The 15,754-nt window shown below is 62.1% G+C and carries 10 protein-coding genes and 3 pseudogenes; 7 read left to right on the top strand and 6 right to left on the bottom strand.

Features of this window, described 5'->3' with window-relative positions; translation table 11 throughout:
• Positions 1-3: 3 nt before the first annotated feature.
• On the top strand, positions 4-1,197 hold the full coding sequence (locus GA829_RS35770) for an IS91 family transposase (protein WP_195176218.1): 1,194 nt from the start codon (positions 4-6) through the stop codon (positions 1,195-1,197).
• Positions 1,198-1,593: 396 nt separating this feature from the next.
• On the opposite strand, the gene GA829_RS35765 is transcribed toward GA829_RS35770, so the two are convergent.
• The 3 genes from GA829_RS35765 to GA829_RS35755 are packed head-to-tail and all read right to left on the bottom strand — an operon-like array spanning position 1,594 to position 5,523.
• A complete protein-coding gene (locus GA829_RS35765) occupies positions 1,594-1,974 on the bottom strand; it encodes a response regulator (RefSeq protein WP_195180436.1) in 381 nt (126 codons plus the stop codon).
• Positions 1,971-2,705, bottom strand: a complete 735-nt coding sequence (locus GA829_RS35760; RefSeq protein WP_195180435.1) for a sensor histidine kinase — start codon at positions 2,703-2,705, stop codon at positions 1,971-1,973. The genes GA829_RS35765 and GA829_RS35760 overlap by 4 nt, the downstream gene beginning before the upstream one ends.
• 37 nt (positions 2,706-2,742) lie before the next feature.
• Positions 2,743-5,523: a chemotaxis protein CheB gene (locus GA829_RS35755; protein ID WP_195180434.1), complete on the bottom strand. Its 2,781-nt coding sequence runs from the start codon at positions 5,521-5,523 to the stop codon at positions 2,743-2,745.
• A gap of 633 nt (positions 5,524-6,156) precedes the next feature.
• Here GA829_RS35755 and GA829_RS35750 point away from each other — a divergent pair.
• Together GA829_RS35750 and GA829_RS35745 are read left to right on the top strand one after the other, a co-directional pair.
• Entirely contained in the window at positions 6,157-7,026 is an 870-nt protein-coding gene (locus GA829_RS35750) for a site-specific integrase (protein WP_195180433.1), read from the top strand.
• Positions 7,027-7,038: 12 nt separating this feature from the next.
• A pseudogene (locus tag GA829_RS35745) lies at positions 7,039-7,752 on the top strand (IS91 family transposase); the annotation flags it as partial.
• A 73-nt stretch (positions 7,753-7,825) separates the two neighbouring features.
• Here GA829_RS35745 and ltrA read toward each other — a convergent pair.
• From ltrA to istA, 3 genes are all read right to left on the bottom strand, one after another.
• Positions 7,826-9,088, bottom strand: a complete 1,263-nt coding sequence (ltrA, locus tag GA829_RS35740; RefSeq protein WP_195180432.1) for a group II intron reverse transcriptase/maturase — start codon at positions 9,086-9,088, stop codon at positions 7,826-7,828.
• A gap of 363 nt (positions 9,089-9,451) precedes the next feature.
• On the bottom strand, positions 9,452-10,333 hold the full coding sequence (gene istB, locus GA829_RS35735; RefSeq protein ID WP_195180431.1) for an IS21-like element helper ATPase IstB: 882 nt from the start codon (positions 10,331-10,333) through the stop codon (positions 9,452-9,454).
• Positions 10,330-11,844, bottom strand: a complete 1,515-nt coding sequence (istA, locus tag GA829_RS35730) for an IS21 family transposase (protein WP_195180430.1) — start codon at positions 11,842-11,844, stop codon at positions 10,330-10,332. The genes istB and istA overlap by 4 nt, the downstream gene beginning before the upstream one ends.
• A gap of 578 nt (positions 11,845-12,422) precedes the next feature.
• Here istA and GA829_RS35725 point away from each other — a divergent pair.
• From GA829_RS35725 to GA829_RS35710, 4 genes and pseudogenes are all read left to right on the top strand, one after another.
• Positions 12,423-12,890: pseudogene (locus GA829_RS35725) on the top strand (IS91 family transposase); the annotation flags it as partial.
• 442 nt (positions 12,891-13,332) lie between these two features.
• Positions 13,333-13,767: pseudogene (locus GA829_RS35720) on the top strand (transposase); the annotation flags it as partial.
• A 162-nt stretch (positions 13,768-13,929) separates the two neighbouring features.
• Positions 13,930-14,586, top strand: coding sequence for a ferritin-like domain-containing protein (locus tag GA829_RS35715; RefSeq protein WP_195180428.1), 657 nt, complete (start codon positions 13,930-13,932; stop codon positions 14,584-14,586).
• A gap of 11 nt (positions 14,587-14,597) precedes the next feature.
• The gene (locus GA829_RS35710) at positions 14,598-15,260 is read left to right on the top strand and encodes a ferritin-like domain-containing protein (protein WP_195180427.1); all 663 of its coding nucleotides are present in this window, start codon (positions 14,598-14,600) and stop codon (positions 15,258-15,260) included.
• Positions 15,261-15,754 lie beyond the last annotated feature (494 nt).

Here is a 15,754-nt window from a genome sequence, read left to right as displayed (position 1 = left end):
GCCATGCGCGCCTCGATCGAGGTCGCCGACATCTTCCGTGCTGCCGGGCTCGCCTATCGGGTCGCCCATGCCGGCCATCTGAGCCTGCAGCAACTGAAGGTCATGTCGGCAATCGAGCACTGCCGCACCGCAGCCCTTGGCGGTCATGTCGAGGCTTGCGAGGACTGTGGCCAATGGCGGATCGCCTACAACTCCTGCCGCAACCGGCACTGCCCGAAGTGCCAGGGTGCGGCCGCGCGGACATGGCTTGCAGAGCGGGAAGCCGACCTGCTGCCGGTCGGCTACTTCCACGTCGTGTTCACGCTGCCCGCCGAGGTCGCCGACATCGCATTCCAGAACAAGTCGGCGGTCTACGACCTGCTGTTCAAGGCGGCGTCGGAGACGATGCTGACGATCGCCGCCGATCCGAAGCATCTCGGCGCACGCATCGGCATCACCGCCGTCCTCCACACATGGGGCTCAGCGATGACGCATCATCCGCATGTGCACATGATCGTGCCGGGCGGCGGCATCGCACCGGACGGGGCACGCTGGATATCATCGCGGCCGGCCTTCCTTCTGCCGGTGCGCGTGCTCGGCAAGCTGTTCCGCCGCCTATTCCTGACCCGGCTGGTCGCGCTGCACGACGCTGGCCGGCTCGCCTTCTTCGGCGCAATTGCTCATCTCGCGGAACGGCGGGCATTCCTACGCCACCTGTCGCCGGTCCAGAAGAAGCGCTGGGTGGTCTACGCCAAGGCGCCCTTCGCCGGTCCGGAAGCGGTGCTCGCCTACCTGTCGCGCTACACGCACCGGGTCGCGATCTCGAACAGCCGCCTCATCCACCTCGACGAGAGCGGCGTCACCTTCCGTTACAAGGACTACCGCCGCGACGGCGCCGGTCGCCAGCAGGTCATGGCGCTCGCCACCGACGAGTTCATCCGCCGCTTCCTGCTCCATGTCCTGCCGCGTGGCTTCCATCGCATCCGGCATTGCGGCTTACTCGCTGGCTCCGCCCGCAGGGCCAGCCTCGCGCTCGCCCGCGAACTCCTGGACGTCGCCGCGCAGCCCGATGACGACACATCAGACGAACCGGACGACTTCCGCCCGCCATGCCCACGCTGTCGCGGACGCATGATCGTCGTTGAGGTGTTCGAACGCTGGCGGCAGCCCCGCGGACCGCCGCACGCAACGGCATCGAACCGGGAGAACGGCCCATGATCCGGCATGGCATGGTAGAGCCTTCAGCCGCAGGCGCGTCCCCTCCGGCAACGGATCCACGCGTGCCCATGGTGACTACTGACGCCGAAAGGCGCGCGTCCGGACCAGCGCCGAGCCCGCAACATCGCGCGGAAGCGCACCAAAGCGGCCTGTCCGTATCAATCGCGGCGCTTCCCGGCGACGATCGCGCCATCGCCGACATCAGCCGCAAATCGAAATCCCCATAGCCATCGACTTGTGGCCCGCGGGTTCCTTCCTCGGGGACTTTCGTACGCCTGCCGGCGCCCGAAACTCTTCACGGAAGCGGCCGGTCTGTTGATGAGCGTCTTGAGCATCAAAGCGGACGCTACAGCCGCAGTCTATCCCGTCGAGTATCTCTGCCGCAACGCAATTGGCCTAACGGGTAAACGCGCCGACCAAGGTCGCCTCAAGCTCAGCCGTGCTGAATGGTTTGATTATCCGTGGCGCGTGATTAAGCGCCTCGTCCGCCAGTTCGTGTGCACCATATCCCGTGACGACAACAAACCTCACAGACGCGGCGCGCAGCGCGGCGGCGATCGGCGCGGTGCTCTCGCCGTCGAGGTTCGCATCGAGCAACGCGCCGTCGAGGCCACCTTCATCCACAGCGGCAAGCGCCTCTTCGATCGTTGCGACCGGTCCCGCGACGTCGCATCCAAAATCCTCCAGCAGCATGCCGATGTGCTCCGCGATCATAAACTCGTCTTCGACGACGAGCAGTCGCAGGCCGACCAGCACCGAGATCGTAGCGTCTGTCATTTGACGGCTTTCGCAATCGGGGTAAGGGACGCGACCGGCATGATCGCGGTTATCGACGGGAAGGTAAGCGTCGCGCGCAAACCGTCGCGTTCGAACGCTACGCTTGCTTTGCCTTTCAGCTCATAGGCGATGCTTCGCTCGATGAACCGCGTTCCTTGTCCCCGCCGCGAAGGGGTCTCGACCGAAGGCCCATCGCTCTCCGTCCAGTCGATGGCGATCGTTTTTTTCTTGCCGTCCAGGTCGGCCCGCCACGCAATCGAAACCAGCCCCGCGGGGACCGACAAGGCGCCGTATTTGACCGCGTTGGTCGCGAGTTCATGCAGGATCATCGCCAGCGCGAGGCAGGCCTGCGGGCGCAGGTCGATTTCCGGGCCGTCCGCAAGCGCGACCTGTCGCTCGACCCCGAACGGCTTGAGCGAGCGCTGGATGATGTGCCTTAGCGTCACGCCTTTCCAGCTGCCGTCGATAATAGCGTCGTTGGCGCCCGCCAGCGCCTGGAGCCGACCCTGGAACGCTTCGGCGAATGCGTCGAGCGAGTTACTGTGCCGAAGCGTCTGGGCGGCGATAGACTGGACGACGGCTAGGGTGTTCTTCACGCGGTGACTAAGCTCGCCGACCAGCAATTCCTGATGCCGGGCCGAATCCCGGCGTTCGGTGATGTCTTCCATCGCCAACAAGACGAGTTCCCCGCTCCGGTCGTCGCCATCGATGCGGCGGGCGTTGAGCATCATGCACCGCGTTCCCAGCCGCGGGACTTCGAGCGCGATTTCATAGTCGTCGATCTGTTGTCGGTTCGGGATTAATTCTTCCAGAAGCGTCCGAAGAGGGGGGATTCCACTGGCCGTCGACCAGATCATAGACGAGGCGGCCGGCCGTATCGGCCGCGCTGATACCGAAGGTATTGTAGAACGCCGAATTGGCGGAACGCACCCGCAGATCTCCGGAGAGCGCCAAGAGCGGATTGCGGACGGTTTCGACGATCGCTTCGGCATAATCGCGCGCCGCGGCGATCCCGGCCTGCGTCGATTTCAGGTCGGAGATATCGATGAATGTGGCGACAGCCCCGGCGATGCGGTTATCCCGGGTGCGGTAGGGCAGCACGCGTAACAGAAAGCACCGACCGTCGTCCGCAATCACCTCCTGCTCGGATGTCGCCAATTGCTCGACAGCGGCCTTCGCTTTTTCAAGCAGCGCCCCGACAGCGAACTTCTGGGTGAAATTGGCGATCGGCCGGCCAACATCCTTTTCGATCAGGTCGAACAGCGTCCGAATGGCCGGACTGAACCATTTGATCCGCAGCTCGGTGTCGAGGAAGATCGTCGCGACCTCGTTGCCCTTGAGCAGGTTGCGAAGATCGTTGCCCGCTTCGGCCAGTTCGACGATCTTGCGGTCGAGCTGGGCGTTTATGGTGCTCAGCTCCTCATTGAGCGACTGCAACTCCTCCTTCGACGATTCAAGCTCCTCGTTGGTCGCCTGCAGTTCCTCGTTGACGCTCGTCACTTCTTCATTGGCGGCGGTCAGTTCCTCGTTGGTGGTCTCATATTGCTCGACGGTGACACGCATCTCATCACGCGCGTCTCGCAGCTCCTCTTCGAGGTCTCGGCCCGGAACGGCGCCACCGCCCGCTTCCGGCGAAGGCGTCTTGGAAACGGCCACCTGATCCTTGGCGAAGCTCACCAGGATCATGCCGGGGTCGGTCCCATCGCGGACAGGGCTGGCTGTTACCAGTACCGTGTGAATCGTCCCGCTCTTGAACGCGGCGCGCAGCGCGACGGCCTCGCCATCCTCGATCGACTTGCGCACCGCGCTGCGGACCGTCAGGCGCAATCCCTCGCGCGCGAGCGCCAGCAGATCCATCGTCGGCGCGCCCGCGGGCTGTGTCAGATAGTCTCCGGTCTGCCCGTGGAAATGAAGAACGCGGTAATTGCGGTCGATCAGCACCGAGGCGGGGGCGAAGCGTTCGGCGAGCGACCTGAGCGCGATGTCGGCAAGCTTGGGCCGCGCGTCCATCGAGCGCGTCGGCCCGTCGCGGATTGGCCATTGCGAGAAATCGATCGCCGGTGACCGCGCCGGGCCGACGCGCCGGTATATCCGCCAGCGTTTCGACACGCTGGCGAACAGATGGTCGCGCTGGCCGACCGTCTCGGCATTGCCGAGGAACAGATAGCCGTCCTCGCGCAACGCGAAATGCGCCAGCGACAGCACTTTCTGCTGCGCCGCCGGCTCGAGATAGATGAGAAGGTTGCGGCAGCTGACCAGGTCCATCCGCGAATAAGGCGGGTCCTTGAGCAAATTCTGCGGCGCGAACAGAACGGTCTCGCGAACCGCTGGTTTGAGCCGGTAATAATTGTCGTCGATCTTGTCGAAGAAGCGCGCGATCCGCTCGGCGGTCAGGCTTTCCACCATGCTTCCGGGAAAGGTCGCCCTGCGCGCTGCACTGAGATGATGTTCAGCAGCGTCGGTCGCGAATATCTTGACGGCGAGATCCTTGCTGGCGGATTCGCACCGTTCCGCCAGGATCATGGCGATCGTGTACGCCTCCTCGCCGGTCGAGCAGGCAGGCACCCAGGCCCGGATCGACTGGCCGCGCTCCGCTTTCTCGACCATCGGCGTGATGACTTCGCGGTCCAGCGCGTCCCACGCCTCGGCATCGCGAAAAAAGGCGGTAACGTGAATGAGCAAATCTTTGACGAGGGCGCCGGCCTCCTCCGTGTCTCTGGCGAGCAAGGCGAGATAGTCGTCGAGCTTTTCCATCTGGGCGAGACCCATCCGTCGATGGACGCGCCGCGACAACGTGTTGTGCTTATACTGACGAAAATCGTGGCCGGCGCGGGCGTGCAGCAAGGTAAGCACGTCGTCCAGCCCAGGCCCCGACCCATCCGTCCCCGGGCCCTCAGCCATTTCCGGCCGTGGGGCGTGGACGTAGGAGTGACGGGCGTAGCGCAGCAGCGCTTCCGGCATCTTTTCCGGCGCGAGCACGAGATCGACAGAGCCCGACGCGATCGCGTGGCGGGGCATGCTGTCAAACTTGGCGGTTTTGGGATCCTGAGCGATACACATTCCGCCGGCCTGCTTGACGTCGGCAAGCCCTGCGGTGCCGTTGCTGCCCGCGCCCGAAAGTACGATCGCGATCGCCTTTGCCTTCTGGTCCTCGGCCAGCGCGCTGAAGAATTTGTCGATCGGGTGGCGTTGGCCGCGGGGTTCCTCGGGCTCGACCAAACGCAGGATGCCGCCGCAGATCAGCAGCGTCTTAGCGGGGACGATTATGTGGACACGGTTCGGCTCGACCCGCATGCCGTCCTCGACTTGCACGACCGGCATCGCCGTCTCCCGGCTGAGGAGATCGGCGAGCATGCTTTCGCGGGTCGGATCGAGATGCTGGACGATGACGAAACCCATGCCGCTGTCCGTCGGCATCGCGTTCAGGAAGGCGGTCGCGACTTCGAGCCCGCCCGCCGACATGCCGATGCCGACGATTGGGAAGGCTCCGCCAACTCCTTCCGCGGCGTCGCTTCCCCGCGACTCGGGCGCCGTTCGCTGATTGGGCATGATTGCGCCGCCGGCGGCGGGTTGTCGCCTACGTGAGTTGGGTTTTACCGGCCCGGCTTCTCGCTTAGACAGGTTTTTGATCCTGAAGCGCCGGTGTTCTTTATGATATAGCGGCGCAGATGTCTTTCTTAGCTGACTGCGGGCCGAAACGCTAACGGCAAAAAATGGATTTGGCGGACGTTTAGAATGCGCTGATATTGCGAGCGTGCCGCGCTCGGATGAAATGAACTGCGACTTTAGTAACGGAGATCTACCGCCCCGAACGGAGTAGAATTACCGCTTTGCCGTCCGGCGCCTTCGGGGGCCGTAAGAGGCACGACCGCTCACGCGTTTTTCGCGCTGATCGACCAAGTTCGCAAACGAGAACTTATTGCTGGGGGTTCGTAAGGCAGATGCTTTGCTGCTCGGCCGCTATTCCGCCAAATGCTGTTAGCTCCATCAGGCGCGCCGCGGGTCAGGGCCCGATAGCCAATGACTAAACAACTAAGCCGTGTGGACGAAATCGCGCGAGTTGAGGTGTGGGGATTGAACGAAGCCGCTGACGCGGCATTTGGTGCGGGGGTTTGCGGATGAGGCTTCTGTTTTGAAGGATTGCGGCTGTTGAAGCGCAATCTTGAGAACAGGAGAAGAGAGATGGCCGAGTTGAGCCCTCTGCGCCGGCGCATGATCGAGGACATGACGATCCGCAATCTGTCGCCGGCTACGCAGCGATCCTACATCCACGCAGTGGCGAAGTTTTCCCGGTATTTCGGCCGCTCGCCGGAGCGACTTGGCCTGGAGGATGTCCGGGCTTTTCACGTGCATCTGGTGGCGAGCGGGATATCGTGGCCGGCGCTGAACCAGACAGTATGCGCGCTGCGGTTCTTCTATGGCGTGACGCTTGGCCATGCCGAGATCCCGGAGCGGATTGCCTATGCACGCGCGCCGCGCACGCTGCCGGTGGTTCTGAGCGCCGACGAGATCGTCCGGTTTCTGGAGGCCGTGCCAAGCCTGAGGACACGCACGGCATTGACCGCGGCCTACGCCGCTGGCCTTCGTGCTTCGGAGGCTGTCGGCCTAAAGGTCGACAGTATCGACAGTATCGACAGCGAACGCGGTGTCATCCGGGTCGAGCACGGCAAGGGCGGCAAAGACCGTTATGTCATGCTGTCGGTGCAGCTTCTGCGCATTCTGCGGGTCTATTGGCGGTTGGCAAAGCCGAAGGACTGGCTGTTTCCCGGTCGCGACGCAACCGCGCCGATTGATGTGCAGGTCCTCTATTCGGCCTGCCGCTCGGCGCGTGCCGCCGCCGGCATCGACAAGCGGGTGACGGTGCACACGCTCAGGCACAGCTTCGCCACGCATTTGCTGGAGAACGGCACCGATATCCGGATCATCCAGGTTCTGCTCGGCCACAACAATCTGTCGAGCACGGCGCGCTACACGAAGGTCTCGAACGGCCTCATCCGGCGGACGGAAAGCCCGCTCGACCGGCTGCGGCTGGAGGTCGTGCCGCCCGGCTGAGCCAGCCTCGCCATGTCGGCGAGATTGGAGGTGGCGGATATCTTTCGCCGCCACGCAGAGGCGTATCGGCAGGCCCATGACGGCCATCTCGGGCGCGTCGAACGCCGCACGATAAGCGCGATCGAGCTTTGCCGGACGGCCGAACTCGGTGGCCATATCCAGGGATGCTGATCCTGCGGGGCGATCAGCATCGCCTACAACTCCTGCCGCAACCGGCATTGCCCGAAGTGCCAAGGACAGGCCTGTCGCGAATGGCTTGCCGCGCGACAGAACGAGCTTCTGCCGGCTGCCTACTTCCACGTCGTGTTTACGCTGCCGGCGCAGGTCGCGGCGATCGCCTTCCAGAACAAGGCAGCGCTCTACGCCATCCTGTTCAAGACCGCGGCCGAGACGCTGCGCACAATCGCCGCCGATCCCAAATATCTCGGCGCCGAGATCGGGCACATCGCGGTGTTGCACAGCTGGGGCCAGAGCCTGCACTATCATCCTCACATCCATTGCATAGTACCGGGCGGTGGCATCTCCCTTGATGGAAAGCGTTGGGTCGCCTGCCGGCCAGGGTTCTTGTTGCCAGTGCGCGTTCTGTCGCGCCTGTTTCGCCGACTCTTTCTGGAAGAATTGCGGGCGGCCTTTGGCACTGGCAAGTTGAGCTTTGTCGGTGATCTCGCCTATCTGGCGGCGCCGGCTGCGTTCAACCGCAAGCTCGCTGAGGTTCGTCGTCTCGAATGCCGAGTAGGTGGGGACGTTACTGCCCCACCCCTCACAGACCCGGACGTGCAGTTTTCCCGCATCCGGTTCCTCATGGTAGAGTTTCGCTCACGGTGGCAAACGAATGAAGAATCCTGGCTGGCGGCAGGGGATGGCGTTTCAGGATTTCGTTAAGGCGAGTCCATCGGAACGCGCTTTGACGATCTCGCCGAGATAGCCATTTCTGCCATATCCTCACGACCTGGTGGGCGAACCATCGCAATCGCCGAGCATTTCCCCCGACGCCATAATAAGCGAAGTGGCCCCGCATCATGGACGAGAGGTGGCGGTGCTGATCGCGGATCGACCAGTTCCGGTGTTTCCGGCACCAGTCACTTACCGCAGCCAGCGCACGAGCAAAACGGCCCTTGGCCGTGACTTGCATCACCATGTCCTTGCCCCTGCGCGACCGTCCCCACACGTGGGTCAGGCCGAGAAAGTCGAAGTTGGTGCCATCCGTCTCCGGATGCCGTGTGCTCTCCGTCCTTCGCGGGCGAAAGTCGACGAGACGCGTCTTGTCGGGGTGGAGCGTAAGCCCGAACCGTCCAAGACGTTTGTCCAGCACTGCCAGGACACGCTGGGCGTCGACGATGTTGTCGAAGGCCATGAGCGCATCGTCAGCGTAGCGGGCAATGGTACAGCCACCACGGAGCCGCGGCCGCACCTCGGTCTCGAACCATTCGTCCAGCACGTGGTGCAGGAAGATATTCGAGAGGCAGGGCGAGACCACGCCTCCTTGCGGGGATCCTTCGGCCGTTCGGCGCAGAAGACCGTCTTCGACGGCTCCTGCGTTCAGCCATTTATCGATCATCCGTCGGATGACGCCGTCCGTGACTCGCTGGTCGAGGAACGCCCGGAGGTGAGAGTGCGGGATCGAGTCGAAGTACTTCTGTATGTCGAGATCGATCACCCAATAGAGCCGCTTTACCCACAGCACGTTCTGCATGTTGCGGAGCGCCTGATGGGCCGAGCGGCCCGGTCGGAACCCATATGAGCAGGGGTAGAAATCCTGCTCATAGACGGTCTCCAGCACCATCGTAATGGCGCGTTGCGCCACCTTGTCCTCGAAGGTCGGAATGCCGAGCATCCTTTGCGACCCATCCGCCTTGGGTATGTAGGCCCGCCGGACCGGCGGTGCACGATATCGGCCGGACTTGATGCGCTCCAGGAGATCCAGAAGTCTGGTCTCCAGGTTCACCTCATAGTCCGCCGCCGTGACGCCGTCGATGCCAGGGGCACCATCCTTGCGGGTCAGCCGGTAGGCCTCCTTCATCCAGTCCAGATCGATGACATGGTGGAGCGAGCACAGCGCCACACCCCGTTTCGTCCTCGCCAGTTCGGCTATCCGTTGTCGGTTCGTAGACAGGTTTGTGGGGTTCAGAGCCCCCTCCCATGTTTCAGGTCAACGGTTCTCTACACATGACGCCTCCCTTCGCTCCGTCGGGTCCCGGTGAGCCCAGTTCCCCGTCTTCACCGCTACTATGAAGGCGCTACGACTTCCCGCTCACGCATACCTGCTCCCTTATAGTTTCGGTCACAGGCCCCACATGCGCCTCCCATGTTCGTGATCGCCGAGGCGCTCCCGATGAGCGTGGAGGACGCTCATCGAGCCTGGACTATAGCGCGACGATCAGGATGAGACGTGAGCGGCGATCTGGATGAGATTCTCAGGTCGCGGTCACGGGCAAATTATCATGCTGATTGTCGCTGGCAAGGCCTTCATCGATCTCTGATTGCCGCTCCGCGACAAGTCGTGTGTGTTCTTGATTGTCGCGTAAGAGGCGGGCCTGCCGCGCTGGCGTTTGGCTTCCATGGCGGATCTGCGCCGGTAGCTTTCGACGTTCATCTCGAAGATCGTTGCGTGGTGAACAAGTCGGTCCACCGCGGCGAGGGTCATGGCGGGGTCTGGAAAGATTCTGTTCCATTCTCCGAAGGGCTGATTGGCGGTGATCATGATGGAGCGCCGCTCATACCTTGCGCAGATGAGTTCGAAGAGCACGCTTGTTTCGGCCTGGTCCTTGGTGACGTAGGCCAGATCGTCGAGGATGAGCAGATCGAACTTGTCGAGCTTGGCGATAGCGGATTCGAGCTGCAACTCCCGCCGCGCGATCTGGAGCTTCTGCACGAGATCGGTGGTTCGTGCGAACTGCACGCGCCAGCCGTTCTCAATGAGGGCAAGCCCGATCGCTGCCGCGAGATGGCTCTTCCCGCCGCCGGGTGGGCCGAACAACAGGATATTGGCGCCCTTGGCGAGCCAGCTGTCGCCGGCGGTCATGGCCATGACCTGAGCCTTGGAGACCATGGGTACGGCGTCGAAGGCGAAGCTGTCGAGCGTCTTTCCGGGCGGCAGATGCGCTTCGGCCAGATGCCGTTCGATCCTGCGATGCGCGCGCTCGGCCAGTTCATGCTCGGCGATGGCCGAGAGGAACCGGGCGGCGGGCCACCCTTCTCTATCGGCCTGCTCGGCAAATTGCGGCCAGAGCGTCTTGATCGTCGGCAGCCGGAGTTCGTTGAGCATGATGCCGAGGCGGGCTTCGTCGATGGTGTGGGCGTTGCTCATGCGACGTCTCCCACATGGATTGCCCCGATCAGGGCTTCATAGCCGTTAAGGGAAGCGAGTTGCACCGACACGGTCGGCAGCCGTGCGGGGTCCGGGCCGAAGAGGGTTCGCAAGACGGCAATATCGGGCAGGTCGCCGGCGTCGAGGGTCTCGGCGAGTTGCTCGGCAAGCTCACGCTCGCAGCCTCGATCATGGGCCAGCGCCAGCAGATCGACCATGATCTTGCACGCCTGCCTGTCCGGCAGCCGCTCGATGAGCTCGTCGAAGGCCCTGCGGTATTCCTGCCGCGGGAAGAGCTTGTCACGATAGATGAGATTAAGAAGCGCCATCGGCTTTTTGCGCAGGGAATGGATGACGTGCCGATAGTTGACGACCTGATCGTGCCTTCCGTCGGCATGGCCTCGACCCCTGGGCAGCGTCATCAGCTTTGTTCCTCCCACAAAGACCTCAAGGCGATCATCGAACAGACGGATGCGAAGTCGATGTCCGATCAGGCGGGAGGGAACGGTGTAGAAGACCTTGCGCAAGGTGAAGCCGCCGGTCCGCGACACGGTGACGACCACCTCTTCGAAGTCGCTGGTCCGCTGGTCTGGGAGTTCCTGCAGATGAGGGCGTTCGGCATCGATGCGCTTGCCATGATTGGCGTTGTGCCGGCTGACGATCTCGTCGATGAAGGCGCGATACGCGCCGAGATCGTCGAAGTCTCTGCTGCCGCGCATCAGAAGGGCGTCACGGATGGCATCCTTGAGATGGCCATGGCTGCTTTCGATCGAAACGTTCTCGTGTGCGATGCCCTTGTTGTTGCGGGTCGGCGTCATGCGGTAGTGCGCACAAAGCTCTTCGTAGCGATGCGTGAGATCCTCCTTCGCATCGGCGCTGAGGTTGCGGAAAGCCGCCGAGAGGCTGTCGCTGCGATGATAGAGCGGCGCTCCCCCAAGCGACCACAGCGCGTTCTGCAGTCCTTCGGCCAGGGCCACGAAGCTCTCGCCGCCGAGAATGACATGGGTGTGTTCAAAGCCGGACCAAGCGAGCCGGAAGTGGTAAAGCAGATGATCAAGAGACTGGCCGGCGATCGACACGCCAAGGCTGCCCATGTCGGTAAAATCCGACAGCCCGAGCCGGCCGGGTTCGTGAAGCTGTCGGAAGATAACCTCCTGCTCTTCGCCGTGTATGGCGCGCCATGACCGGATGCGCCGCTCCAACGTCCGGCGAATGCCCGCGCTCAGTTCCGGGTGCCGCCGCAGCATCTCCTCATAGATGGCGACGACACGGATGCCTGGCGCCGCCTTCAAAAGGGGAACGATCTCGGCATCGAAGATGTGCTCGAGAGGGTCAGGCCTCCGCCGGCCGCGAGCCTTTTGCTTTTGCGATGGCAGGTTCGCGTCCTTCTTGACGCGGTAGGCCGTCGCCCTGCTGATCGACGCCTTGGCGGCGGCGACTTCGATGGTATTGTTTTGTCGGTACTTCATAAAAAGCCTCGTCTGATGATCGGTTACATGGCGACCCGGCACAAAGATGGTTCTCCATTCCAGAAAACCACCAAGCTACCGGGCCGACCGCGATCATGAGGCGCTGAAAATTGCGCGGCGGCGGGGGTGTAACTCCGGTCGGGCTACGCCCTCCCTTCGTCACACCACCCGCCGCCGAGTCTCATCCTGATTGACGCTGAGTCTCACCTTGTTTGTCGCCGCGCACTGGACCCATGGTCAGCCGGCGGTCCCTGCTCCGGCGTACTTCGCTTGTGGACGTAAGCGGGATCTCACAGGTTCCCTGGCGATCTATCCCATGCCTTTGCCCTGCTCCAAGACCCCGGCCGAGCCGCCCGAACCTCGCCCTGGCGGTTCCGACGATACTGCCCCCAGGCTACCCACGCCGAAGGCCTCCGCATGCACATAATCTCGAGGCTGACACATGGCTTCAGCATCCGCTGTCTACGCTTCACGAGCGACGTTGCCGTCGCCCATGCAAGACTCGCTTCCGGCTGGCGGGCTGCGCCTTTGCCGGGAGGGGGTCGAACCCTCTGGATCGCTTCGAAAGGTTTCAGGATCTACATTCCATTCTCCTTTCCAGGGCTTAGCCTGTCGCAAGGGTCGTCTACGCCAAGCCGCCATTCGGCGGACCAAAGCAGGTGCTGGCCTATCTCGGCCGCTATACCCACCGCGTCGCCATCGCCAACTCTCGCCTGATCAGCATGGCCGACGGCAAGGCCGCATTCCGCTGGAGGGATTATCGCCAACGCGGCAAGTCGAAGGTCATGGCGCTTGACGCCCACGAGTTCATCCGACGCTTTCTGCTGCACACCCTGCCGGACGGCTTTCATCGCATCCGCCATTACGGCTTCCTCGCCAATGGCCATCGTGCCGCCAAGCTCGAATTGTGTCGCAGGCTGCTGGACGCTCCGTTGCAGAACGATGCTGCACCTGGAAACGAAGGCGCCGCCGCCAGCGCCTTCTCGACAACTCACCGCTGCCTCTGTTGCGGTGGCCAGATGGTCACACTGGGCATCTGGCGATATGGACAAGCGCCTCCTCGCCCCTTCTGGAACGACACGTCATGATCGCACCCAACGCGTCAAGGTCACTATGTTCAGCATCGGCCGCAATGCGTGCCGGCATGCGGGTTTTTGACACGCCTCATGCAGATGAACACTGCCGGCCCGATGACGGCCAGCGTTGCCATGACGCTGAGCCCAACCAACGCCAAAACGTCCTTGCCTATACGGTTGTGGCCCGCCACCATCCCATCCGGGGTGACCTTCGAGAACTCGTCCGTGACGACCCCGATCGGCCGTCCCGACTACAATCCCCAAAGCGCCAGACCGCCCCGCGGCTTCGCTCAATCCGGCTTGCAATGAGGTCCGAGCAGAGCCCGCATGGACCTCTTGTGCCTCCGGACCTCACAGAAGCCTCCAGATTCCGCCAAAAAATCGATTCTGATTCATGGGTTTCCGACTGAGTCGGAGCCGGAGATCATGTCGACGCGGATGAACGCAAGCGAATTGGGCAAACACGTTGGAGGTGTTCCGGGCCTGTCGGCCGCGGCGCGGACGCGAGGCTGCGGACGACCAGCTGTTCCTGGAAGCAATGCACTTCTTCACGGTGCAGAACGTTCGCTGGCGCGAATTGCCAGAGCGGTTCGGCCATTGGAACTCTGTATGGAAACGCTTCGACCGACTGAGCAAGGCGGGCGTGTTCGAGGCGTTCTTCAACATGTTGGCTTCAATGAGCACGTCAGCGCATTTGATCCAGATGTTCGGATTGGCATGGATTTTCGTCGTGAACTCGCCGAGAGCCGCCGAGACGTGGGCGAGAACGATGGTAGAACCGCATGCATCGACCGCGATCGTTTTCGACCTAATCGGCGCGAGAAGGCTGACACGCCACACTTTCCCAAAAGTCTCCGGAACCAATGCGGCTTCAATCTCTTCCTTATAGTCATTCCAAACAAAGTGTTCACTTCTGCCTGGTTGGCGACGGCGGGATATGCAGAATTTTGTGAAAAAGTCTCACTTTAATAGCTTATCTCTGAAACTACTGCAACTTCATCTCGTTGCTGATGATGAGGCAACACCCACATCAATTCACAGGAGACCAGATATGCTAAACTCTAGACTAGTCAATCGGCGGCACGTTCTGCAATGGACAGGTGGAACCGTTGCCGCGCTTGCCGTCTTCGGCGGCAACCTTCCGAACTTCGGCATGTCCGAGGCTCTGGCCGCCGATCTCGGTGAAGGCGACGTCGGCATCCTGAACTACGCCTATGCGCTGGAGCAGCTTGAAGCCGCGTTCTACACCAAGGTCATCGAAAGCCCTTACAGCGGCATCAAGGACGACGAAAAGACGATCCTGACCGAAATCCGCGACCATGAGGTCGCGCACCGCGATTTCCTGAAGAATGCACTCGCCGACAAGGCCATCCCCGACCTCGAAGTCGATTTTTCCAAGGTCGACTTCACCAGCCGCGAAAGCGTGTTGACGACAGCCAAGACCTTCGAAGACCTTGGCGTCGCCGCCTATAACGGCGCCGGCAAACTGATCGAGAAGGCGGATTATCTGGTCACCGCCGGTAGCATCGTCTCGGTCGAGGCCCGTCATGCCGCTACGATCCGCGATCTTCTGCAGCCCGACAGTGTGGCCTTCGCCGGACCGGATGTCGTCGACAAGAACGGTCTCGACGGCGCACTTGCACCCGCAAAGGTGCTCGCGGCCGCTGGCCCGTTCATCAAGACAGAAGTTACGGCAAAGAGCCTCTAGGAGAAATGACAATGAACATGAACACGACAACCATCCTGGGCTCACTCGATCCTGACCTGGCCGCTCGTCTGGTCACCAACCGCCGGGGGCTGTTCACCAAGACGGCATTGTCGCTTGGTGCGCTTGCGTCTGCGCCGCTAATCCTTGCGGCTGCCTCAAAGGAAGTCTTTGCGGCCGGGCTGCCGCAGCAGATCGTCGACACGCTCAACTTCGCCCTGACGCTCGAACACATCGAAGACGCGTTCTATCGCTCCGCCCTGGAGAAGAAGTTCATCCCCAAGGAGCACGAAAAGACCTTCGAGCAGATCGGTCTGCACGAAGCCGAGCACGTCAAGTTTCTGACCGGCGCATTGGGTGCGGCCGCCGTGAAGCGGCCGGAGGCAGACTTCACAGCCGGTGGTAAATACGCCGACGTATTCTCGAACTTCGAAACGTTCTTGACGTTGTCGCAGACATTCGAGGACCTCGGCGTGGCGGCCTACAAGGGCCAAGCGGGCAACCTCATGGAAAATGACGACATTCTGACCGCTGCATTGCAAATCCATTCTGTTGAGGCGCGCCATGCAGCACAGGTCCGTCGCATCGGCGGCAAGAAGGCTTGGGACGGCGCATTTGACGAGCCAAAAACCAAGGAAGACGTACTCGCGGCCGCCAAGCCGTTTCTAAAGGCGTGACACTTCGTTTGAGCCGATGACAAGCCTCGCCGCTCACCACTTGGGCGGCGAGGAGCGGCTTCACCAAATACATTATATATCTTGACGCGACAGGCGGTTGTAAAAACGGCAGTGGGCGTCTCCGAATAGCGTCGTTGGGTTGCTTGTTTGCGTCGCCTTCAGTCGGCCACGAGTAGCTGAACAATCCTCCGTTTCTTGTCTTTCCCGACGCGGGCCCGTTTATGTTTAACGGTCAGCAATGGCGGCCCAGCCACCAACCAATTACGAAGACGCGGCTCTCAGCCTGACAAAACTGATGATTGCAGCATTGCCAATGCTCCGGCTCGATGGGCTGCGTCTGGTGGCCGCGAGCACTTCCTTCGAATAAGCTTTCGGCATCGTTCCGGAGGCGGCCCAAGGCTGCGAGTTGTTTTCGCTCGGGCCCTCGCCGTGCTTGGCAAACTGATTGTCGCGCCGCATCGCATCGAATTCCGGGCTTATCCGCGATAGCTGGT

Origin of the sequence: Mesorhizobium sp. INR15 (assembly GCF_015500075.1) — a bacterium.
Lineage (GTDB): Bacteria > Pseudomonadota > Alphaproteobacteria > Rhizobiales > Rhizobiaceae > Mesorhizobium.
The sequence above is the reverse complement of the archived record's forward strand: the minus strand, read 5'-3'. Positions and strand labels throughout refer to the sequence as shown.